We start from the raw sequence: 23589 nt of genomic DNA, 5'->3' as shown, positions 1-23589 counted from the left end.
TCCTTACACCCCTTTTTTATAATTGATCATTGATTCGTATAAAAAATCAACGATATGTACAGCCTCCATTTGATCAGATAAACCTTCTTTTTCAATACCAACCTTCATTTGAAGTAAGCAGCCTGGATTGGAAGTCACTATTTTCATAGGTGCGACTTCTATCACCCCTTTCATCTTTTGGGTTAGAATTTTATTCGACATTTCAGGTTGCAATATATTATAAATTCCCGCGGAACCACAACAGCCTTCTGCATTTGGCATTTCCTGAAACTGATAACCAGGTGCTGCTTGTAGTAAGGCTCGTGGTTCCCTCCAAACTCCATTCACATTGCGCAAATGACAAGAGTCTTGATATGTAACAATTGCCGATAATTCATTTTTACTTTGTGGAAGCATTTCCACCATTCCTAATTTCACTAATAGAGATGAAATATCAATAATCTTTTTTGAAAATTTTACTGCATCTTCTGTACCGAGTAATTTCCCGTATTCACTTAGAAACGCTCCGCAGCCTCCAGCATTTTGAACAATATAATCATAGTCATCATGATCGAATGCTCGTATATTTTTCTCAGCATTACGCTTTGCTTTCGGCACCTCACCACTATGACCATGAAGTGCACCACAGCATTGTTGCCCAGAAGGTATCTCTACTTCCACATCTAACATATTTAAAAGTTCGATAGTTCTCTGATTAGTTTGTTGAAACATTGTATCCATGAGACAGCCTGTGAAAAATGCTACTTTTGTTGAAATAGCTGTTGTTTCTCTTTTAGGCTTTTTTAAAGAAATTTTAGGTAGGACTGCTTCCATCTCTTTAAGCTGAGTGGAGAAAAGATCCATAAATCCAATTTTACGAGCGACTTTTTGGATACCAGTTGCCTGATATAAAGCAATCAGCTTCACTGTACCTGTCATTAGCCTCTGATCTGCAAACAGGCCATCAAACGTTACTTTTCTAATTGCCTTTTCTTTCAGAGTGGTAGGTTTTGCATCTTTAATGGCATGTCTTGTCTCCTCTATTAACGTTCCATATTGCACTCCTGCTGGACAAGCCGGCTCACAAGCACGACAACCAAGACAGACATCAAAAGCTTCCTCCACTGACCCATCCCACTTCACAACACCATCTCTCACTGCCTTCATTAAAGCGATTCGACCGCGTGGGGAGTGTGTTTCATCTTGCCCAGTCATAATATAAGTAGGGCAGGCTGGTAAACAAAAACCGCAACGCATACAGTCCATTAGCAAATCCTCTTGTACGTGCTCCTGAAAGCTTTTCTGCATCCGCTCCGCGAGTGCGCTAGCCATACTGCACCACCACCCTTGGTTTTGTAGATTTAGCAAACAACTTCCCAGGATTGCATACATTATTCGGGTCAATCGCTTGTTTAATGGACTTCATGAGCGTGATACCTTCTAACCCTATCTTCCATTCCAAGTAGGGAGATTTCATCTCTCCTACACCGTGTTCTCCAGTAATCGTTCCTCCTAGTGCAATTGCAGCTTCAAATATTTCAGCAAAGGCAGCATCTACCCTTTGCATTTCTTCTTCATCTCGTATATCTGTTAAACAGGTGGGATGTAAGTTGCCATCTCCCGCATGACCAAAGGTGTAAATCTCAACATGGTGCCTTTCTGCAATTCTTTGAATCTCACGAACCATCTCAGCTAGTTCAGAGCGGGGAACCGTAGCATCCTCTAAAATCGTAGTCGGTCGTTTCCGTGCAAGTGCTGACAGTGCACTTCGTCTTCCAGCTTTTAAACGAAGAGCTTCCTCCGTGGAATTTGCAATAGCAGAAGAGGTTGCCCCATTCTTCTTTGCAATTTCAATCATTTTGGCAACATCGGAACTAACTGTCTCTGCTGCTCCATCCTGTTCCATTAATAACATCGCTTCTGCATCGGTTGGCAAGCCAAGACCCATGAATAACTCCACTGCATCCATTGTTCCTCGGTCCATAAACTCAAGCGTAGCCGGTATAATTTTTGCAGCTATAATTTCCGAAACCGTAGAAGCAGCAGCTTCTAGTGAGTGGAAGTAGGCAATCCCTGTTTTCTGTGTCTGTGGTAGTGGTATTAGTTTTAGAGTTATTTCTGTAATAACTCCTAAAGTCCCCTCTGCTCCAACAAGTAAAGAAGTCAAATCATAACCAGCTACATCCTTCGCCAATTTACCACCGGTTTTAATAATGTCTCCATTAGGTAACACAGCTTTCAGTCCCATTACGTAATCCTTCGTTACTCCATACTTGAGTCCCCGAAGACCGCCTGAATTTTCACTAACATTCCCTCCGATGGTGGAAATTTTCATACTGCTCGGATCAGGAGGATAAAATAACCCTCGTTCTTCTACATAATTACAAAGATCCAGTGTTATAATGCCTGGTTGTACATTGATGCACAAATTAGCTTCATCAAAATCTATTATTTGGTTCATTCGATTAAAGAGAAGTACAATTCCTCCATTAGTAGGCACAGTACCAGCTGCTAAATTTGTACCGGAACCACGTGGCACTATTGGAACAAGATACTTCTGGCAGACAAGCATAATTTTTTGAATTTCTTCTGTAGAAGCGGGCGATACAACAGCATCCGGTAATGACTGGAAACCAGCAGCTGCATCATAGCTATAGCTTGTAAGATGTGCAGCAGATGTCTTTATATTTGCATCTCCTACTATTCCTCGAATTTCATCTATCCACAGCAACATTTATTCCCTCCTCTGCGATATTCTTGATAGCGCTTACAAGAATTCTACAAAACTACGAGTTGTTTTAAAATGTCCAATCATCCAATAATTCAGAATATACTGATGTTTATTTTTGTCCATTTGGACAAAGAAAAATCTTCGCTACTCTGATAATTAGAGCTAGTTACTTGTTTTACGGATCGAAAAAAATTTTCGTCAGAGTCATAAAGGTAAACTACATAATTACCACAAAAAAACCATGAATCGAATTCATGGTTTTTGCATCTGTATGAAGAATTTAATCTACCTTTGTCATGGAGATTAAATTCGTTTATAAAGTCTATAAGCAGTATAGATCTCAGCTAGATGTGCTCGATTAGACAATTGCATAGAAAGCATACTTTCAATTTTGGATAACCGATATTTCAAGGTATTCTTATGTATAAATAATTTATCTGCAATTTCCTGAAGACTTCCATTATCATTAAAATAACAGTCCAGAGTATCTAAGAGCTCCAAATCCTCTAAAATGGGCTTAATCGTTCTACTCAAAAAAGTATGGATGCTTTCATCCGAAAGATCATAGTATAAAAGTTCCAATTTAAGGTCTTCCTCAAAAACGATATTTTTCTGTCGGATAGAAATGTTAATAGCGGTCTGCGCCTGTAAAAATGAGGTTTTTAAGTCTCCTTGCTGACCTACTCCAATCGGTTGAAAATCTCCGTATATCTTCATTAACCGTATCTCCATCTTCTCAAAGGATGAAATCAGATGATTTTTCTCTACCTCTGGTATAAAAAAGATTAGTTGCCCTAACCCAGACCGGACGATCATTAAATCTGGATGAATGGTTTGGTTATTCTTCATACGCTCTACTATTTCTTTATCAATATACTGACTTCCCTGCAAGATAGCTATGCGGCAAAATTTTTCGATGGGAAACCCCAATAATTTCGCTTTTTTCTTCGTCTCTGTGTCAGACAGCTCCTTTAAAAAATAATCGGAGACAAAGTACTCCAGTTCCCTGACTGATCGTTCCCTTTGTTGACGAGACAAAAAATCAGTTATAAAAAGTTCTACTACCTTCCTAACAAGCTTTGCATACTTTTCCACTGTTTTAGGTGTACCTGTTATCCCAATAACGCCAATAGCCTTATCTTCAATAACAATCGGCATAACCATACCTGGCCGAACACCTCTTAACTCTTTACTCATTTCTTCCGTCATATGTAATTGTTTAAGACTTTTAATTGATATTGAAGCCCCTTCATGAAACGAATTCAACCGCTGAGGATCTGTACTAGCTATGATGAATCCCGTGCGATCTGTGACTAAAACACTTTGGTCAATAAGCATTGAGAGTTCCTCCACAATTTGCTGCCCTAAAACCTCTAAATTAAACATCTTCAACTCCCCTTTGCGATTAAACTACCTCGCCTATATATTGCATACTACATGAATAATATAATAACACATTTTTTTCTTAATATTTATAATTGTTTGGCACACAGGGACACAAAAAAACACACCCTCCAGTTGAACCCTAGAGTGTGTGTGTTCGAGGTGCCCCTGTGTAAGACACAACTTCAACACTATTCTGAATTGTTTTTTACACAGGGACCGAATTGAGTTAACTTTCAGAATTGTTCCCTGCACAGGGACGCAATCCTTTCTATCAATTCGATAATTTGCTCCGTCTCCTCTATCGGTACTGGTGATACTCCAGTTTCAAAGAAATGCACGACTTGCTCGATTAGTCCGGCGTAGTAAGGCTTCTCTTCTTCCCATAATCGTAGGGAATGAACGCTTTCCTTTGAATGAAGGATTGCTCCAAAACGATTATGCCAGTCGTTTTCTCCTCTGATGATCACATGTTTTCCACTTGCAAATGTCATATGAATTTGTTCACAATCCGGATATGTTTCTATTTTCATGTGTTTAACTTTCGTACCAAAAATTGTTACAACCATCTCTAGTAAGTGAATTCCATACCAAAAGTATCCTGGCATTTGTTGTTGGCGAGGAGTTGGTCCAAAAAAGTAGCCACTCTCGATTTCTGTATTATTAGCTGCAGCTATGACTGATTCTGAAAATCTTAGGGATGATGAACTCATGACTGGAGTGTGATGAACTTTACTGAGATTAATCAATTCTTTCATTTCGTTGCTGCTCATAACAACTGGTTTATCTATAAAAACCGGTTTACTATAGCTAACTACTTTCTTAAACCAATCTAAGTGGTTTCTTCCATCAACTGTTCCAATGATTACTGCATCGACAACAGTCATTAGCTCTTCAACGTCTTCAACTGGTATTACTCCATATTTACTTGTGACTATTTTATAGTAATTAAGGAAGCGCTCACGACTAATAGGTAAATCCTTAGAATACGTTGGGATAGCATGAGTTATCTTAGCTCCTGCAACATAATGTGAAGCCTGAGAATCATTTAATAACTTCGTGAAAATTTCACTATGTGATGTATCCAATCCTATTAAACCTATTTTCATATACTATTCTCCTCACTATTTAATAGTTTGAAAACCTGGCGTGGTCTACCTCTTCTCGACATTTTCTCTGTTCCAATCACCTCTATTAAAGAAGCATCCAACCAAGATTGAACAATTCTATGAGCACTCCTTGGTGTAATACCCAAAACAGAAGCAAGCTCATGGGCCGTAAATTCATTTTTCTTTTTTCTTCGAATTAGAGCAATCGTCTTTTCTATATTCGCTGCATTCATACCAACTGCTTCAGATTGTTGGATTAAGAGTTGATCTGTCACCGCAAGCGGATATTTCATAGGTGCCGCTATATCAATTGGTCCAAATACACTTCTATCTTCACTAACTATATAACAGCTATCTCCGCCGTTTTCTTGTGCTTGAATAAGTGCTACTCTCGCATGAGAGCCTGCCTCTAATGCAGAAAATCCAAATCCAATACCAATGGATAAGGTTACACCTATCTTCTTCTTCAATTCATCTACAATCGGCAACACTTTATACCCTTCTGTAACTCTTTCAAATATTCCACGGTTTGTGACAAACAAATATTCTGTGCTACTTAATGCAGTCAAATAACCGCTCATTTGCTCAGCAAAATGGAGTAACATTCGATATGTAGTATGATTTCTTTTTTGTATTTGCTGCTCTGTCATAAAATCATTTGCTATAGCAGTTGAGTTTTCTATAAAGATTCTTCCTATGATAATTTGCATTTCTTTTTGCTTTCGTTGATTAGTTCCTAATAGCATTCTTTCAATAGACACAATAATATCTTCTTCTGAAGGCTTCAGCCATTCATTTGTAATATTATTATTTGTCAATAATTCACTTACTAATTTCAAGCTTGTAATTACAACCGTAGAAGAACATTTTTCCAAGTTTTCCATATGAAAATTTAGAATCTCGTCCACGTTTTCAAGAGAAACTAAGTTATTGTAGTTATCATAACTAAACGTTTCTTCTACATTTTTTTTTACAATTTCAATATAGTCACTTTGAATTCCATCAAAACTTATATGAGTGAAATTCATTTTATTTTTCATTTTATAAAGTGCTTGGTATAATCCCGCTCCTTTTAACGGTATATAAAATGCTGGAACTTCCATTGGCACCTCTTCTTTAGCGACCAAATATGGAATTCGTCCCGAATAAAATAGACAATCCACTTTATCTCTTAACTCCGCTGTGAATTCTTTTGCTCTATCTATTTCATCAGACAAACGGAAAATCGGTTGTATGGTAGGGAAAAGGTTAAAGCAGCGAACAAGCGTGTCATAAATCCAAGTCGGACCAATTACTCCTACCTTTATATGAGATTTCATATCCTCTTCCTTTCCAGTAGGAAAAGACACATGATTGCTAATGTGTCTTTTCCTACTTTTTATTGGTTTTTATCATTACGAAGAAACTCCTGTACAAATGCATCATCATTTAACTGCGGATAGGTTGCATAAACACGATCGATTTCGTTTGCCTGACCTGGACTTAAAGTTTCATGATCAGTTAAACACCAATTCCCCTGTAGAAGCCCTTGTCTACTAAGCACTTCATTAATCCCAGCAATACTTCCTTTGAATGCATTTTTTGAATCGAAGAATGCAGAGTTTGCATCTGTTACATCCTGCGCAATAGAAAACCAATGTTTATCTATGTCATTATTGAGTCTGGCCAGTTTTATTTTCTCGAATAGCTTTACAGCCTCATGTGTCCATACCGACCAATGTCCTAAAAGACCACCAACTATGCTTTTACTTTCCTTTTTACCTTCTACTTCAAACTGGTATGCTGCAAATAAATCTAAAACAATATTATCGTCATTGCCAGTGTAGAGTGCAATTTCATCTTTTCTTGGAGACGCACAAACCGCTCTTATTACATCTAAGGTTAAATATCTATCAAAAGGAGCCATTTTAATACCGACCACATTATCGACACTAGCAAACTCCTCCCAGAATTCGTAGCTAAAAATTCGTCCTCCAACAGCTGGTTGTAAATAAAACCCAAACACAGGTAATTCATTTGCAACAACTTTTGTCCGTTCAATAAGATCATCTTCTGAATACTGATGTAATCCACCATTACTTAAAAGCACCATATCATAGCCTAGTGCTTTAGCTATTTTTGTCTCTTCTAATGCCTGCTCCGTACCTCCACAAACACCCGCTATTTTTAGAAACGGACGCTGTAGCTGTGCTTTTTCGACTTCTTCCATCGCTAAACGTAAAACAATTTCATATAGATTAAACTGAGGATCTCTAATTTCAAATTGAGTCGTATGAACACCAACTGCAATACCACCTACTCCAGCCTCTATATAGTATCTAGTCAATCTCCTTTGAGCATATTCATCTAATTGTTTATCACTTGTTAATGCTAACGGATGAGCAGGGATAAAGGCACCATCTTGTAAATGTTTCTGTAGTTCTTGTGATAAAGCCATTTAGAATTGCCCCTTCCGTTCCTGAAAGTGAGTTGGTTTATTAATCGTTTCTCCATCATTTGCTACCCAGTCTGCTGTCCATTCAATCATCTCTCTTATGGAGACTCTTGGATATCCAAATAACTTATGTGCCTTACTCGCATTATTTAATAGAGCATTTTCCTTTTCTACTCCATCAAATATTGGAGTCTTCCCTAGCAATTTTCCAAATTCATTGGCAAGCCATCGAACTGGTAACGTTTCTGGACCCGTTACATTTAAAATGGTTGGAGGTGAGCTTGCTATTAATAACGATCTTATTGCATATTCATTTGCATCCCCCTGCCAAATGACATTCACATGACCCATCGATAAATCTAAAGGTACCCCGTTATTCACAGAGCGAGCAATTTCGAGTAAGACACCATATCTCATATCGATCGCATAGTTTAATCTGAATACGGTTAATGGAGTATTATCCTTATGAGAAAAATAAGTAAACACTCGTTCTCTCCCAAGGGAAGATTGACCATACTCGCCAACCGGAGCAACTTCATGCAATTCATCACAGCCACCTGAAGTCAAAGGTACTAATGGGTATACATTCCCAGTTGAGAAAGCAACAATGTTGGCGCCCTTAAAATGCTCTGCTACTCTACCTGGCAGGTATGTATTCATCGCCCAGGTAAAGTGTTCATTGCCAGTTGTACCAAATTTATTGCCCGCCATATATATGATATTTTTTTCTTTCGGGAGCAGTTTCAATTGTTCATCATCTAATAGATCTGTGGAAATTGTTTCGATTCCTGCTTTTTCTAAATCTTCTTTCAATGTTCCATTGGAAAAGCGGGATACGCCGATTACCTTCTTATCTAAACCAGCTTTATCAATAGCTCTTTTAGCCATCATTGCTAAAGTAGGTCCCATCTTACCTCCAATGCCTAATATCAATATATTACCATCTATTTTTCGCATCTCATCTACTAGTGCATCAGATGGTTCGGTCATTAAGTTTTCAAGTTCTTCAACTGTTTTCAAATGAATCCCTCCAATTTCTTATGAGAAAAAGATATTTTTTATATTATTGAATGCTAAATAGATTAAAACTATTAGTCCAATAACCCCTAGGACATTGCTTAATAATTTATTTTTAAGTTCTCCCATAATATTTTTATCATTAGCTACTACTAAAATAGCAATTGCTATAAAAGGCACAACAAATATCGTAATGGCTTGTGCAAAAACAATTAGATTCAATGGAGCAGAACCAAATACAATCCCAATGATAGAACCGAAGAGCATCACTAAAATAATTAGTAGTTTCACCTTCATATTCGACAAGTTGCTGCCAATGCCAAGACCATCCGCTAGTAATGATCCACCAATCGTTGCATTCCCCATCAGTGAAGAAAAGGATGCCCCAAACAATCCGAGCATAAAGACAATAGTAGACCAGTTACCAAAAAGTGGTTCTAACGCTAAGCCCATTTCACTTGCGTCATTAACGATAAGTCCCTGAGGCTTCAAAATAGTTGCAGCTGTAATCATTATTAGGAAAGAAATAAAACCTAGAAGAAAAATTCCTAAAAAGGATTCCTTACGACCACTTGCAGCATCTGTAATTTTCCAACCTTTTTCTTTTACCAAATAAGATTGATATACAGCTCCAACAATGGAAAAGCTTGTTGCAAATAGTGCTATGATTAACCCCATACTTCCTTCAGGTAACACCGGTAAGAATCCTTTGAAAATATCCACTAATGATGGTTGGACTACTATAACAGTGATCAAAAATGCCAGTAACATAATAACTACTAAGACCAGCATCATTTTTTCAAGAATTTGATAAAACTGTTTTGCAAATAATAATCCAATAGATATGAGAGTAAAGATGATAATCCAAATGGTAGGATCCATATTAGTAACTGTAGATATAGCTATTCCTGTACCAATTGCATTACCTGCTTGGAATGATGCGGTAACCAAAAATGCACCAACCCCTATTAATACTCCAGCGAGCAATCCCCATTTTTTCTTAATTGTTTGAATGAAACTATGATCAGCTGCTAAACCAATCCGAGTACTCATTTCTGTAAATACCATCATTAAAATTATAGCTAAAATAATGGTCCAAACTAATTGTGTGCCATATATTGCCCCAATTTTAGAAGATAGCGTAACACTTCCTGGACCTAATACTAAGGCCGAAGTGATTAAAGCCGGTCCAAGATAATTAAATATATTCTTCTTTTTTGAGATTTTACTATCCTTTTCTAATTCTGTTTTTCCCTCCACAACCACACTAATTCCCCCTCTAACAAATTATTCAGAATACTCTATAATTATATTAACTTACCGACAAAATTTATGACATGACTTTAATAAGTCTTTAATTTGGGTGGAGGAATTCTCAAAAAAGAAAAATGCAAGATCCACATATTTTCTAAAGACCCTAGGGATAATAAGGTTACATCATCCCCATCAACAAGAGCTTATAACATGAGAATGATCTCTTTCTGACCGAGCGGGTATGTGAATGTCCGACATAGCGCTCTATCCCCTCCTCATTGAGTCCTATGAGACCGGGGCAAAACCCTATACGTCCGAACAAAAAGCGTCAGCAGTTTTGCAAAATTTTTTATAAAAATGACCTGCTCGCATTAGCGAACAGGTCATTTTTATATTACTTCCATTCTCTTTCTGTATATCCTTTAGATTTGATTCCTTCGTTTGTTTCTTTAATAATCGCTTCGCCACCCTTTGCAAGGTACTCTTCAACTAGTGCGTCCCAGTCAGATATTGGTCTTTGACCAGCGATCATTTTCGATTGTTCGTTGATTACGAATTGAAATAAATCTGTACCTTTTTCTTGGTTTGTTTGTGATAGAACACCATGAGAAGGATCGACATATAACTCGCTCGTTTCAAACATTTCTTGTAATGATGCAGTCATTTCTTTCAACTCTGGTAGTGTATAGCTATCCGCATACGTAATATTTGCATCCTCTGGAACCTGTTCTCTGTTATCCAAGAAATAGGTTGATGGCGCAAGTCCTTCAGAAGAGAACGTTGGAATTTGGACAGGTAATCCATTTTCCATATTATAACCAGTTCCTTCTTTACCTAAATAGAAGTCAAAGTCCGCATTTTGAGGATTTTTTTCCTCAGCCGGGAAATAAGTTTTCCCAAAGTCTACTAACTCTAATGCTCGATATAATTTCCCTTCGTCTTCTGCAAGATTAGCATTTAAAGCAAGAATACCTGAGTTACCTGAACCCATTGTGAATCCTTTCGATTTGTCTGGTGCTTCAAATGGAGGAATTGCTACTAGCTTCGCTTCTGGATTAATAGATAATAATCCATCGAAATACTCCTGTGACATCCCAGAGACACCGCCTACGAAAATTCCAGCTTTACCGGAGTAAAACTCATTATTAGTACTCGCCCAATCAAGAACGGCAAAGTCTTTTGTCATAGCGCCTTCTTTATACAAATTAGCAAAAAATTGAACTAAGTCTTTTCTTCCATCAGAAATGATACCTGGAATAAAATCTCCATCATCATTTTGGTGATACCAAGCATTGAAGTCCCAATATGTTCCCATATTAAAGCTTGGGTTAATATTTTCTCCAATAGCTACTCCATACGTATCTGCCTTTCCATTCCCATCTGGATCTTCTTTCGTAAATGCAATAGCAACTTTCTCTAACTCTTCGTAGTTTGTTGGTACTTCCAATCCTAATTTATCGAGCCAATCCTTACGAATAATTGGTGTAACAGGATATGGGTTGGAATAACGCGGAATTCCGTATACCTTTCCATCTACTTTAAAAGAATTGTAAATATAGTCTGGAATATTCCCTAAAGTTTCGTAATGTGATAAATAGTCATCTAGGGGTAGAAATGCTCCATCTTCTGCCCATTGATAAAAACGGGTATCGCCAGCTTGGAATCCAACTAAATCTGGCATAGAACCTGATGCTACAATGGCAGAAGATTTTTCAACATAATCACCTTGAGGTATAATCTCTGGTTTATAATCTACGTTAAATCGCTCATTTATCATATCTAGACCAGGACTTTTTAATGGAGGTGGATCACCGAAACGGAATGTCATCCCCGTGATTGTATATTTCTCACTATGATCAAATGGATCAACCTGTGCATTTGGAGCTTTTTCTCCTGCAGTTTCATTATCTTTGTCGGTTGTATCTTTCTCATCTGTATTTTCATCCGTACAAGCTACTAACATAAAACTAAGGAAAAGAAGTAGAAAGCTAATCATTAGGTGCTTATTTTTCACATTAACCCCTCCATTTATCTTTTGTAAGGCTTCTTTAACAGCAGTACCGACAATTTTCTAAATACTATCCTTTTACAGATCCAAGCATCACTCCTTTTGCAAAATGTTTTTGTAAGAACGGATAAACAATAAGTATTGGTAAGGTTGCCAATAAAATAGCAGCCATTTGAACCGTTTCTGGAGGCGGTAATGCTTCTACCATTGCTGCATGACCACCTAACGCTGCATTTGGTTCATTTACAATGACAATTTGTCGCAAAATAACTTGTATCGGCCACTTCGAGGGGTCATTCAAGTAGAGAACTCCTGAGAAATAGCTATTCCAATGGCCCACTGCATAAAACAGACCAAATGCTGCCAACGCTGGCTTTGATAAAGGTAAGATCACTTTAGAAAAAATTTGGATATCATTGGCTCCATCAATAATAGCAGCCTCTGTTAGTTCCTCAGGGATCCCTTTAAAAAATTGAGTCATGATGATTAAATTAAATGGACTGATTGCCACAGGTATGATTAGTGCCCACAACGAATTCAATAAACCAGTTTCTTTTACAATAATATAAGTCGGAATCATTCCAGCTGAAAATAGAACAGTAAATAACACTAAAAACAAGATTAACCGTTGCCCAATAATATTTCTTGTTAAAGAGTAAGCCATCGTGGATGTAAAAACTAGATTAACAAATGTCCCTACCACAGTGATATAAACTGTCACCCATAGAGAACGAATAAATTGATCGGACCCTAAAATATACGTATAGGCATCTGTCACCCATTCCTTTGGCCATAAAAGGAAATCACTATTGAGTACATCGCTCACACTTGAAAATGAAACGGAAAAAATGTATAAAAAGGGAAATAGCATCGTAACAGCTATTAATAACAAGAGTATGTTATTAAAGATTTCCATTACCCTTTCGCCACCAGTAGCTTTAAACATAACCTTACCTCCTTACATAATAAGAAAAGCACAAGTGCCTATGTCACAGTCTAAGTTCGCGACATCGTGTCGCAACGACTGTATGACTCACATCGTGTGAGCCTCCGACTAACGCAGGAAGGATTTCGAGTAAAGGCATCCTTTGCCTTTACCGTAAACCTATAGCGAATCGAGGTGCTTTGCGCTAGAGCTAGACAGATAAAGATGAAATATGATTCATTAATATAAGCCATCTTCTCCAAATTTTTTCGCAAGTCTATTGGCAAGAACGACAAGTATTAAACCAATAATTCCTTTAAAAAGTCCTACAGCTGTAGCGAAACTAAAATTAGCCTGCTGAATCCCTTTAAAGTACACATAAGTGTCTAAAACATTTCCTGTTTCCATATTGAAAGGATTCAACATTAAAAAGATTTGCTCGAAACCACTATCCATTACATTTCCCAAACGAAGGATTAGTAAGATAACAATCGTACTCTTTAGTGCTGGTAAAGTTATATGCCATATCTGCCTTAAACGACTAGCTCCGTCTATTACAGCCGCCTCATATAAATGCGGACTAATTCCAGACAATGCCGCTAAAAAAAGAATTGTGCCCCAGCCCGATTCCTTCCAGATAACTTGGAAAATAACTATTGGCTTAAACAAAGCTGGATCAGTTAAAAATGGGATTGGATTGATTTCTAAAAAATTCACTAGAACATTGTTGATTAAGCCTTCACTTCTAAGAAAAATAACAGTTATCCCAACCACGACTACCCAGGATAAGAAATGAGGTAAATAAACAATAGATTGAAGAAATTTCTTATATACTTGATTTCTAATTTCATTAAGCATTAAGGCAAGTACAATAGAGATAGGGAAGGCAAAAAAGATTTGTAACATTGAGATTTGTAGTGTATTCCAAATAACTTGAATAACTTCAGCATCTTCAAAAATTAACTTAAAGTATTTTAATCCGACCCATGGACTATCTGCAAACCCTCGAAACGGGCTATAATCCTTAAATGCTAGAAGAATTCCTGCCATTGGTATATAGCGATATATAAGAAAATATAAAATTCCTGGTAAGATTAGTAGTAACAAATAGCGATCTCGCCATAATTTATTTTTTAATGACTTCTTTTTTCTGTTAGTCGGGATATTATTTGATACGGCTAATGTTGAATCCAACGTATCAATTTTTTTGTTTTTAGTTTCAATAACAAATCTCCCCTTTCTCCAAATACTTTATTGCCTATTAAACTCTTTCAATACATGTATATTACATGTATTTAATAATAATTTAAATTTTACAATAATTCAATATTTTTCTGAAATTATATTCTGTTATCTTCTGCCTTACTTTCATAAAAGTATATTAAATAGTGACTTTGAACCATTTTGATATACGCTAAGGCGGACACTTTCCGAGTGTACACCACCTTGCGCACCAATCAACAAGTTCAGCTTTCTTAACAACAGAATAAAAAATTGGGATACTTCTTAAGTATTAATCTATTAAAATGAATAATAGTTATGAAATTGACTCATGTGCCTTTTTATTTTTCTCTAAGTTCGTAAACATTTTGTTAGAAATCATCATTAACACTAGGCTTATAAGGCTACCTCCGAAAAACGGTAGTAATCCCGGAATTTTAATCATTAAATAATATGGAAAATAGAATCCTAAAACCATTAGGACAGAAAACAAGGGATTAGAAAGAACAATGAGTAAGCAGTTTCTAAAATACTGCTTTAAGGTCAGTTTATATTGAACATAAACTGGAAATGCATAAAGTAAAGCAACTATATAAATAGCACCAAGTATAAAAAAGAATAAAGAAACTATTAATGCCCAGATAGTAGGAATACCACGAAAAAACTGTAAATCCACGTACAATATTAATCCAAGTACCGCCCATGAATAGCCGTATTTATTAGACTTTAAGAATTCCCTTTTATATTCGTTTTTAAAATGAGCGAATACCTTAAGTTCATCACCTTCATCTTGTGCCCACTTTCTGAGTACAGAGAACATTGCTACGGTTGATGGAAAAAAACCTGCAATTCCAGCACCAATTACTATTCCTATCAACCAAAGAATATTTAAATATGCAAGCTTTAATGCCCAATCCATATAATGATATAATGAACCTCTCCATCCAGTAAGTTCCATGTAAACCACCTCTTTAAATGCATTTTTTATTGAAAATTCAGTTATTTAAATACAAATTTTCACTACTTTAAATGAATAGTTCTATTTCATATAATCCTTGCTCCAAATATAATTCAAGCATTTCCTGGGCAATTTGATAGTTTATCAAATGCTTTTCACTATTAACTAATAGAATTGTCGGTTGAGCAGTTTTCAGTGAAATTTGAGTATTCTTTTGAAGTTCAAGTTGTATTTTGGCTCCTATGTCGTTAAATTGAGCAGAGATATTCATTTCCTCAGACGATTGAAAGATATAATCACTTTGTACTTTCAAACAGCTTCCATTTACTACAGAAAACTTACTTAGCTTGCTGTCATCGTTCTGAAATGAAATCCAGCTCTGTTCTCCTTGAAGACCAATTTCTCCATTAGAGGATGTTTGCCACACAGAATCTCTATTTTCATTAACAAGAATATGATCCGTAATGCCTTGACGAGCTATCTCTATATGAAATTGTGACTCTACTCTATTTACTGAATAAGCAAATTCGTTTTTTGAAGCTTCAGGAACAAGCATTGTTATTAAATATTGCAGCTGTTCTTTTTCCTGTGGCACTATCTGTAGATATGAGCCATACTCCTCTGCTCCCTTATGTTGTTCTACACTTATCTTTATATCTTTTGGGTAGCAATTGTAAATGGAAGCAGAAACGTTGTTTCCAACGAATGTGATATGCGTTTCTTCTATCTTCTCTCCTGGCAGTAAATTTTTATCTCCTGCATATATTTGTGCTGTTGTATGGAAAAGAAAGCTAAGTACGCTAGCCTTATCCTCTTTAACAACTTTATCTATAACAAGATAATAGCTATTATCGATATGTACTATCTTTCGCTCCCATTGTGAAATACTCTTGCCATAAGCACCAGCTGCTTCTCCGCTAACAAAAGAATAGTATTCAGATGAATACCAGTCTACAAATTTACTTTTTCCTAATTGAGATTGTCCTTTATTGTTAACAAGCATACTGTTATGCCCTATTGTCCCAATCGTAAAATCTCTCCTTGGCCCTTCTACATAATCCTGATAACCTGGATTGGATATTAGCCATTCTCCTGCAACATGTAATATAAAATTGTTTTGATCAAAATGATTATGATTCTTTGCGGACTGGCTTGAATTGAAAGCTAATAGATGATCATGATCCTTCCACCCACTTCTTAATGAAGCCCAACCTATCGTAGAAAAAATATTGGCGCACCTATTTCCATAGTATTTTTCTGGATCTAAAGGCGCAGGTAGATTATTCGTATGAAGCAACGTTTCCAAATGACTTCCAGAGAATTTATTCATATACCAGCTTGCAATACGATTTTGGTTTTTAGATGCAAGTATCGACATAAGATAAGAAATATCCAAGCTATAAAATGAATCTGAAAAGTTTACAAAGCTCACCTTTCCACCAGTCCCAAGTGAGTAGATGAATAGATCAGGAAGAAAACTAAAATATGAATGCTGGAGAAATTCATTATTTCCAGTTGAACGATGGTACGTATCTACTGCCATTAAAATATGCCTTGCAGCAACATTTAAATACAATAGCCCTTCAATGTCCGGATCCATTAGCCTACTATTTAAGTAATTGCTTATATAAATACAGGAGTTGAAGATGAATGGTTCCACTTCGTCCTTACAATCACTATCTAAGATGGCTAGGGATCCGATAAGCATCGCTACTTGCTTCGATGCAATAATATTATGACTATCATGATTATTAAAATCTATACGGAAAGGCTGTAAACCTTTTGTCAAAATAGCATGTTTAATCATATCTTTCTCGGTGCTGGATAAAGTATGTAAAATTGCATCATATCCAATAGCTGCACCTATTGTAAAATGCGCATTACTTAAATTACCTTCCGCACCTCGTAGCGGAAATTCAAACCATCTTGTAAACGAAGATAGTGCAAGGAGGTACTCCTTTACTTTTTCAGCAAGCCTTTTATCCTTTGTTATTCCATAAGCAAAGGATAAAACACGGATTCTTTCTTCAATAGCTCGAGAATACATCGTCCAAAAAGGATAATCTATATATCCTGGTGGATCTCCAACAGGCTCTAATTGTATTAATGGCAAAGGAATAGTTAGTTGAACAGAGCAACTTGGATAGACGACCGTAAACTCTTTTTCGGCTATGTATGATTCTGCTAATTCCAGTATTTTATACCACGAATTGTTAAAATCAATGCTGCTTTCCAGTTTCCTATCTGCCACTCTTGTTTTCATTTCTTTTAGTTCCTCGTCATTAAATAAAATTCGAGGATGTGGCTTTAATCGCTTAAGATGTTGAGCAAATTTCATCACAAGTGCACCCCTTGAATAACGTTTTAAACGTTATATGTTGCTTGTTTTAAATTAAGAAGCTCTTCTATTCGTTTACATGTATCCTCTGCTTTTTCCATATTGGCCCAGAAAAATTGCATCTCTCGTTCGATTAGTTCAAACTCCTCTATTGTCAGATCAAGATCCCTAATCGTCTTGGATGTTCCCATTACTTCTTTAAAAGCATTATATTGTTCCGGATGAACTCCTGGCTGCAGAAGATTATTATCCTCTGCAACTATGCGAAGCATCGGAATAGTACATCCATTTTGCTTGAGCAAAGTTTGTGCTTCAGTACTTACCATAAAGCTAACAAGTGCTTGTGCTGCCTCTTTAATTTTGCTATTTGCACTAATACCTAAAGCACCACCCAAGAGTAGTGTTCCCGGCGTTTCATTTTGAGGAGGCGGTAAGACGTCCCATTTAATCTTATGATCTCTAAATTCATTCATAAAATAATAGGTAGTCAAAATCATTGCTGCCCCTTCTCGCATAAAAAGATTTTCTGCTAACTCATTACTCCCGTGAGAGAAGATAGGCGATACTTGATGCTTATACATTAAATCACCACAGTAATTCAGTGCTTCTATATTCTCTTTTCTGTTCATTACTGATTTAGAGCGGTCCTCTGCCATGAACAATCCTTTGTTTTGCAACAGAAACACCGGCCACCGATTTGTAGAAGATGAAAAACAAAAGCCATATTCTTTAATAATACTGTCACTTTGTAATCCCTTTGTTGTACGTGCTGATAACTCTAACAAGTCATCCCAGTTTTCCATTTTGAAGTTCTTTGAAATCCCTGCTTCTTCAAACATTCGTCGATTATAGCAGATCATCACTGGTGAAAATACAAATGGCGTAACAGGTACCGTCTGATTATATGTGAACATATCAAACACTTGCTTATAGCTATCCTTTTCTATGTCAACATGTTCTGGTAAGAATGGTTCTAGCATATCTAAAGAATTCGACTCCATTAACTCTCGAAAATGGTAATCAGATACGATAAATACATCAGGTCCATTATCATGCTTTAAGGATTGTGTCAGATTATATATATACTGACTATTAGGCAGTATTTGTAGATTTACTTTTGTGAACGGGTTGAGTTGCTCGAAACGTTTGATAATTTTTCGTATAATTTCGATCTCATAAGAATTTGAAAACCAACCAAGTGTAATAGTTTGTTTTTGTGTATCATTTGGAATAGTTACTCGATTACCTTTTCCAGGTATCTTCTCAATTAGACCTTCCTCTACGAGCTCTGCCAATGCCTTCCTAATGGAAACCCTGCTTAATTCATATACTTTACTTAATGTGTTTTCTGGAAGAATGAATTCACCAGGTTTTATCTTCCCTGAGATAATTTCTTCTTTTAATTCATGAATAAACTTGTTATAGCGATTTTCAAATACACTTTTGCGTTTTAGCAATTGTCACAACTCCCTACTAAATGATTGCTCTACTTTTAATTAGAATAGCATATTTTGCAATGTAAACTTGAAGGACTACTTTAGCTCAACCATTTATCTAGAAAAGTATAGGCGTTTTGGCGAATTTCAGATGGAAAGTCATGTCCAGAGTTCCCTATTAAAGATTGAAATTTCCCCTCTTGTTCCAGCCATTCATATAAGGAGTTAAGTTCAGAAAAGCCTTTTGCTGCCGGTTCCCAATGAGGAAATATGCTGTCATTTTGCCCCATCCACATGAATAAAGGCGTTGGAGCAACTAGAGCAGCAATTTCAGTGAACTCAAACGGGACGATACCTTCATTGATATAATCACTAATCTTAGGTATATGACTGAACCAATCTCTTCTGCCCCAGCGATGTTTCTCAGGATCTTGAGCAAAAAGTGAAAATCCACAACTACAAACTACCGCTTTAACCCTACTGTCGACTCCTGCTAGAAAGAAGCTATTATACCCGCCTAACGAATGTCCAATTGCTCCAATTTTGGAGGTGTCTACTATACTTAGGTCCTCCAACAAGCTAATCCCCTGCCTGTGATCAACAATCATCTTAGCAACTGCTGACCAATTTGGGTGACTTTTATAAAATGCTGCTGTTTGAAATGGCTGTTCATTCTTTAATACTCGATCTCCTGCAGTTATCGTATCTGGCGCTAAAACAACATATCCTCTATTAACAAGCTCCAATCCGTATTGTCTATTTTTCCTACCTGTTGCTGTACTTATGTCTTCCTTTCCACTATCACTAGTTGGATGGAGAGCAAGAACTGCCCGAAATTGCTCCCGATTAGCTGAGTTCAATAATTGAAGTACATCACTTTTGGATGCAATGTTTTCTTCTCCACTAACTTTAGGAACTAAAAGGTTCGCTGGTACCCAGTCCTTGTAAACCGTGGAATAACAGATGTTGATCAGGTAATAACCGGTATGAATTTCCCAGTAGTTTATCTTCATACTCGTTTTAACTAGTGGAGGAAGACCACCTATACAATCTAGCCAGTTCTGCATAATAGTAGATCTTTTCTCATGCCATTCTTTCATATCGCTTACATTATGCAACAATGGTGGAGGTCCATTTTTTTCGATTTCTTTTAATATATACATGGTCTTCATCCCTCCCCAATTTGAATACTGAATAAATGACTTCCACTACCATAGTAAATTCGGCTATCCTTCTGAACAATACCACTGGTAGCGTCCATTGGTAGTGTATGAACTACCTTAGGTTCTACGTAATGTTTCCCTTGTATCTCTACACTGAGTAAAGTATGACTAAGAAGACAGTAGAGCGTGTTAGTTTGTAAATCATAACTAAAACAATTTCGAACAGTTTGGCCCCAGTTGGATAAATCTATTTGGAATAGTATCTGTTCCGTATATGGATCGCAAACGAAGTAAGTACTTTGATCGGTAAGACAGTGGGCACAGTCATACTTGTCAATAAATAGTTGAGTAATTTCACGTGCACCCTCTATCGGAACAAAACTATTTTTAACTTTTTTGGTCTCCCAATTTAATATATATAAACGAGCTTCTTTTTCTCGTGATTCTGCTCCACCAGGTGTCTCGATACTCGTTCCGCCAAGGATATCTCCGGAGCTCAATTCTCCAAGGCTAATCGTACTTTGATTTTCAACTAATGTTTCATGAGTCAATAGATGGTTTTCTTCCGTTTCAATATGATAAATACCTAATGATCCGCCAATCATTCCATACCCAGGAAACCCTCCCCATACAATATGCTCATGATCCTTTAAGGCAATTGCACAGCGAGGTCTATGAATACTCTCTTCCTGTGCAACCAATTTCGGATTTACGCTCCTCCTAAATTTCTTAGTCGTATCAAAAACTAATAATTTCCCTCCTGCGTATGCTGCGCCTATAAGTAAATTCCCATAGGAGGCATAGGCAGCAATATTTCCGCCTCCTCCTTTTTCAATAACCTCTCCACCAAAATTAGTCATTTTTTTCGTGCAGCTATCAAAGCTAAAAAATTGTAGTGGGTGCATAGATGTACCATAAATATAATCATCTGGTCCGAGATAAATAGTAGACAATTTCGCTCCGTCCGAAGTATAACTAAAATGTATAGTTTTAGTTTGTGCTGTTTCTCTGTTGACTAGTTCAATAAGCCCCTTAGATAGGCTGTATCTCTCTATATGATAATTTCCATACTGATACCTATGAATCCTTTGAAATCCTGTACCAGAATAAAAAGAGGGAGATACCTTTTCAACATTTATGGATTCGAAGTCTCCATTTGAAAACTTCATCCATTGTGGAGAACTAGTTTCTCCTATATGTCCATATACAAACCCGTCTTCTCCTAAGTGGATATAGCCAGTGCCTTTTTGTCTTTGAGATTTTATTATAAGGTCTTTTTTCAAATCTCTTTCTAGATGAAAGGCTACTATATTTTTACTTTCCGTTCCAATTCCTATATATGCCCAACCTGATTGATCCACTGCCACACTCCCTGGATACTTTTCGCTATCGTCCACCCTGCCATAATCGATGATTTCTTTTGAAAGAGGCGAATAACGAAGTAAATGACAATGTGGATACGAGGTGAAATAGATATTACGCGCTCTATCTTCCGCAAAGCTAAATCCTACAATTTCTTCCCCGTTTTCAATCCTCTTGTAATAAATGAATTGCTCCAAAAAAGGGTCCAATACCATGAACATATTTGCAGCACCAGTGTAGAATAATCCATCGCTACTAAACGAGGAATAAGGATATTCATCGTTATTTTCCGGGAAAAACACTTGTTTTATATGACCATTTTCAAGATTAACAATAACAACAAACCCTTTGGCAGCAATAACAAACCTGCAGTCACCCTTCTCATTTCTACATAATGCAGCTGTTCTTTCTTCCTCTGCGGAAACTGGAATTCCATGGTCTGTAAATAGGTTTTTATGCACTGTAACCCTCCTTCCAGAATTATTTACTAACTAAATCAATTTCATAAAAACATATTTAATAGTGAAATCCCAACAACGTTGATTTCTGCTCCAACGCGTTACGAAGCTAGCGCAGCGATGCAGAAACAGGCGAACGCTTTCCACTCCAATCAACGAAATAGACTTTATAAAAAAACGAACAAAAAATTATTATATAAAATCAATGTTTGCTTTTGTAATTAAATCAATTTCATAAAGAATATTATATAGTTAAATCCGAACAACGCTGATTTCCGCTCTAGGCGGATGCTTTCCGTGGGCACGGCTTAATCTCCTCGTCACTACGAAAACATATGCTCCTGCGGTTACTCGTCGCAAAGACATTGGTCAAACAAAGCTCGACCAATTTCTTTCCTGCGGGGCTTTCAGCTCGCGCTGTTCCCGCTGGAGTCGCCGCCTGCCACTCCAATCAACGGAATCGCTTTTTATAAAAACGAATAATATATTGCGATATTAAGTAAACATTCGTATTTTTAATTGAAACAAGTAATTCTGATATTGCCTTAATAATCAAGTAATTATGAAATTGATTTGCTATAAAATGAAGCAACTTTATTAATCGCGACAATCATATCTTCTACGTCTTGATCTGTATAGAACTCACTTATATTTAATCGAATGGCCGTTTCTAAAATATTCTCTGCGTTTGGACAGCTTCCTACGGAGTAGTCATAGGTTCCTAGATTAAATGGATAATGGTTATTCAAATATGCCTGTTTCTTTTGAAATATTGGCTGCGCATATATCACCTTCGGAATATAACCCGGTTGGTTTGGAATTCCTTCTTCTGCTAAAGCTTCTGAGAATTCCTCTCTTGAGCACGTTAACTGTTCCAGATTCAGAGTGAGCATATAAAACCAATAGCTGCACCAGCCTTCGTTGGTAATTTTCATCGGATTGATTCCTTTAATAGTAGCGATTCCTTGCTTTAATCTTTCCCCTAACTCATTGCGTCTTGTACAAATCCAGTTAAGTTTTTTCAATTGTGCAATTCCAACCGCACCCTGCAGCTCTGTCATTCGATAATTCGGTGCTAAATATTCTATATCCTTCATAACAGCATCTTCTTGTCTTCGATAATTTTTATCTGCAAATGCATGCGTTGTAAAATAATCAGATTCATTTCCTGAGTTTACAGTCACCATTCCACCGTCACCAGTAGAAATATGCTTAAAATCATTAGTACTAAAGCAGCCATAATCCCCTATGGTACCTGTTAATCGACCTTTGTAAGTCGTTAAATAACTTTGAGCACAATCCTCCACGATCTTGATGTTATATTTTTTGGCAAGTTCCATAATTGGGTCCATATCGCAAGGGTTACCTGCAAGATGAACAACAATTATTGCCTTCGTCTTTGCTGTTATTTTTTCTTCGATTGATGTAGCAGTCATTGTATAGCTATGAGGATCCAAATCAGCGAAGACTGGGATAGCATTTTGGTAGAGAATACCTACCACTGTACCTTGGTCTGTAATAGGACTTGTAATAACCTCATCTCCAGCAGTAACTCCAGCTGCTCCAAGTGCGACATGAAGTGCAGCAGTTCCAGAAGAAGTAGCAACACTGTATTTTACTTGATAAAGATTATTGAAATCCTGTAAAAACTGCTTTACTTTATGACCAAAATGATAAAATAATGTATTTTGCTCTAGTGCCTCCAGTAATTCCTTTGCCTCTTCTAACCCAAAGCGTTGCCCTGTACCAAATGGTGTCGTTTTCACCTTTTCTCCACCATTTAATGCTAATATATTTCCTTCCATTATTAGTC

General features: G+C 36.8%; 17 protein-coding genes. All 17 read right to left on the bottom strand.

Annotated elements, in window-relative coordinates; all coding sequences use genetic code 11:
- Positions 1–3 precede the first annotated feature (3 nt).
- The 17 genes from MKY60_RS04215 to MKY60_RS04135 all read right to left on the bottom strand — a co-directional run bounded on the left by MKY60_RS04215 (position 4) and on the right by MKY60_RS04135 (position 23581).
- Positions 4–1311, bottom strand: coding sequence for a (Fe-S)-binding protein (locus tag MKY60_RS04215; RefSeq protein WP_340928765.1), 1308 nt, complete (start codon positions 1309–1311; stop codon positions 4–6).
- The gene (locus MKY60_RS04210; protein ID WP_241595337.1) at positions 1304–2713 is read right to left on the bottom strand and encodes an FAD-binding oxidoreductase; all 1410 of its coding nucleotides are present in this window, start codon (positions 2711–2713) and stop codon (positions 1304–1306) included. The genes MKY60_RS04215 and MKY60_RS04210 overlap by 8 nt, the downstream gene beginning before the upstream one ends.
- A 300-nt stretch (positions 2714–3013) precedes the next feature.
- Complete coding sequence (locus tag MKY60_RS04205) at positions 3014–4096, bottom strand: CdaR family transcriptional regulator (protein WP_090565382.1); 1083 nt, start codon at positions 4094–4096, stop codon at positions 3014–3016.
- 233 nt (positions 4097–4329) lie between these two features.
- Entirely contained in the window at positions 4330–5202 is an 873-nt protein-coding gene (locus MKY60_RS04200) for a Gfo/Idh/MocA family oxidoreductase (RefSeq protein WP_340928762.1), read from the bottom strand.
- On the bottom strand, positions 5199–6521 hold the full coding sequence (locus MKY60_RS04195) for a hypothetical protein (protein WP_340928760.1): 1323 nt from the start codon (positions 6519–6521) through the stop codon (positions 5199–5201). The genes MKY60_RS04200 and MKY60_RS04195 overlap by 4 nt, the downstream gene beginning before the upstream one ends.
- 59 nt (positions 6522–6580) lie before the next feature.
- Positions 6581–7639, bottom strand: coding sequence for a dihydrodipicolinate synthase family protein (locus tag MKY60_RS04190; protein WP_340928758.1), 1059 nt, complete (start codon positions 7637–7639; stop codon positions 6581–6583).
- The gene (locus MKY60_RS04185) at positions 7640–8656 is read right to left on the bottom strand and encodes an NAD-dependent epimerase/dehydratase family protein (RefSeq protein ID WP_340928756.1); all 1017 of its coding nucleotides are present in this window, start codon (positions 8654–8656) and stop codon (positions 7640–7642) included. It abuts the gene before it with no gap.
- Between the two features lie 18 nt (positions 8657–8674).
- Complete coding sequence (locus MKY60_RS04180) at positions 8675–9919, bottom strand: Nramp family divalent metal transporter (protein WP_340928754.1); 1245 nt, start codon at positions 9917–9919, stop codon at positions 8675–8677.
- A gap of 382 nt (positions 9920–10301) precedes the next feature.
- Positions 10302–11921, bottom strand: coding sequence for an extracellular solute-binding protein (locus MKY60_RS04175; protein ID WP_241595327.1), 1620 nt, complete (start codon positions 11919–11921; stop codon positions 10302–10304).
- A 64-nt stretch (positions 11922–11985) separates the two neighbouring features.
- Positions 11986–12861, bottom strand: coding sequence for a carbohydrate ABC transporter permease (locus MKY60_RS04170; RefSeq protein ID WP_269920637.1), 876 nt, complete (start codon positions 12859–12861; stop codon positions 11986–11988).
- Positions 12862–13080: 219 nt separating this feature from the next.
- Positions 13081–14034: an ABC transporter permease gene (locus MKY60_RS04165; RefSeq protein ID WP_340928753.1), complete on the bottom strand. Its 954-nt coding sequence runs from the start codon at positions 14032–14034 to the stop codon at positions 13081–13083.
- 343 nt (positions 14035–14377) lie between these two features.
- Positions 14378–15019, bottom strand: a complete 642-nt coding sequence (locus MKY60_RS04160) for a YesL family protein (protein ID WP_340879122.1) — start codon at positions 15017–15019, stop codon at positions 14378–14380.
- A 67-nt stretch (positions 15020–15086) separates the two neighbouring features.
- A complete protein-coding gene (locus MKY60_RS04155) occupies positions 15087–17357 on the bottom strand; it encodes a heparinase II/III domain-containing protein (RefSeq protein ID WP_340928751.1) in 2271 nt (756 codons plus the stop codon).
- Positions 17358–17383: 26 nt separating this feature from the next.
- A complete protein-coding gene (locus tag MKY60_RS04150) occupies positions 17384–18814 on the bottom strand; it encodes an extracellular solute-binding protein (RefSeq protein WP_090565400.1) in 1431 nt (476 codons plus the stop codon).
- 80 nt (positions 18815–18894) lie between these two features.
- Positions 18895–19956 carry an alpha/beta hydrolase family protein gene (locus MKY60_RS04145; RefSeq protein WP_340928749.1) on the bottom strand — a complete coding sequence of 354 codons (1062 nt, stop codon included), beginning with the start codon at positions 19954–19956 and terminating at the stop codon, positions 18895–18897.
- Between the two features lie 5 nt (positions 19957–19961).
- Positions 19962–21779 (bottom strand): hypothetical protein, encoded by a 1818-nt coding sequence (locus MKY60_RS04140; protein ID WP_340928747.1) that lies wholly within the window; start codon positions 21777–21779, stop codon positions 19962–19964.
- 557 nt (positions 21780–22336) lie between these two features.
- Positions 22337–23581 carry a DegT/DnrJ/EryC1/StrS family aminotransferase gene (locus MKY60_RS04135; RefSeq protein WP_340928745.1) on the bottom strand — a complete coding sequence of 415 codons (1245 nt, stop codon included), beginning with the start codon at positions 23579–23581 and terminating at the stop codon, positions 22337–22339.
- Positions 23582–23589 lie beyond the last annotated feature (8 nt).

Origin of the sequence: Psychrobacillus sp. FSL K6-1415, from assembly GCF_038003185.1 — a bacterium.
GTDB classification, from domain to species: domain Bacteria; phylum Bacillota; class Bacilli; order Bacillales_A; family Planococcaceae; genus Psychrobacillus; species Psychrobacillus psychrodurans.
Note: the sequence above shows the minus strand (reverse complement) of the source record. Positions and strands in the feature narration are given on the sequence as shown.